Annotated in this window: 1 protein-coding gene; it reads left to right on the top strand. The window is 51.3% G+C overall.

Features of this window, described 5'->3' with window-relative positions; all coding sequences use genetic code 11:
* The coding region (locus ACOCD2_RS19620; RefSeq protein WP_419625928.1) for an RNase H-like domain-containing protein at window positions 1–1497 on the top strand (1497 nt) is incomplete at both ends.

The raw sequence follows: 1497 nt of genomic DNA, 5'->3' as shown, positions 1-1497 counted from the left end.
CTTCCAAGAAGGAAGTGCAAGAGTTCCTAGGATTCATCACATATTTAGGCCCCTTCATTCCAAACTTGGCTGAAAAGACAGCTCCTCTGCGAGACCTCCTCAAGAAAGAGTCAACATTTCTTTGGGAAGGCCATCACCAGAAATGCTTCCAGCAACTGAAAGACATCGTGTCAGAGAAATCCACACTACAATACTTTGACACCAACATGACCCCAACACTGCAAGTGGATGCAAGTCTCAAAGGACTTGGAGCCAGCCTGACGCAGGATGGACACCCGGTTGCATTTGCGTCCAAGTCCCTGTCTGATGCAGAAACTCGATACGCCTGCATCGAGAGGGAGCTACTGGCAATCGTTTTTGGCGTTCAACGATTCCACACATACCTGTACGGCAGACACTTCCAGATCCTGACTGACCACAAACCCCTGGTTATGATTATGCAGAAGCCTCTGACCAAGGCACCGCCACGACTACAGAGGATGCTTCTGAAGCTGCAGGGGTACCACTTTAACCTTGAGTACAAGCCAGGCAAAGAAATGGCCCTTGCGGACACCCTGTCAAGACTACCAAGCAAGCTGAACGACTCGACCATTGACCTGGACACCAGGGTCCACACTGTCAGGTTCACCAAGGAGCGCCTTGACATCATCCGGGAAGAGACCAAGAAGGACCAGTGTCTCATCACGCTGACCAGCACCATCATCAACGGCTGGCCAGACTCCATCAAGGACTTGCCTGAAGAAATCAGATCATACTGGTCCTACAGGGACGAACTCTCCATGGAAGATGGCCTCATCTTCAAAGGCGAGAGAGTCATCATCCCAAACAGCCAGAAACAAACCATTCTAGATCAGCTTCACTATGCCCACCAGGGAGTCGAGAAGACCAAGCTGAGAGCCAGAGACTCAGTTTACTGGAACCAGATCAACCAAGACATCGAAAAACTGGTCAAAAGCTGTCCCATTTGCCAGGAGCACCAGCCATCCCAGCAAAAGGAAACCCTGAGACCACATGAAATCCCACAGCGTCCATGGGAAGTCCTTGGCACAGATCTGTTCCACTTCCAAGGCGCAGAGTACCTGCTGGTAGCAGACTACTACAGCAAGTACTTCGTTGTCCGCAAACTAGGACAGAACACCAGCAGCAGCACGGTAATCCGAGCCTTGAAGCAGATACTCGCTGAGCATGGGATCCCTCTGAAGATCATCAGCGATAATGGTCCACAGTTCTCTGCGGCAATCTTCAAACAGTTTGCAGAGCAATGGTCCTTCCACCACATTACCTCATCCCCCCATTACCCCAAGTCCAATGGCTTCATCGAACGCCATGTCCAAACCGTCAAAGCGGCCTTGACCAAAGCCCAACAGGCCAAGGCTGACCCTGACCTAGCCCTGTTGTGTCTGCGCACAACGCCCATTTCATCCAATCTTCCAAGTCCCATGGAAATCCTGACTGGCAGAAAGGCCATGTCAAACATCCCCACAAAGCTGACCAGTC

Source organism: Thiolapillus sp. (genome assembly GCF_048562965.1).
Classification (GTDB): domain Bacteria; phylum Pseudomonadota; class Gammaproteobacteria; order Chromatiales; family Chromatiaceae; genus Thiolapillus; species Thiolapillus brandeum_A.
This window is presented reverse-complemented; position numbering and strand designations above follow the sequence as displayed.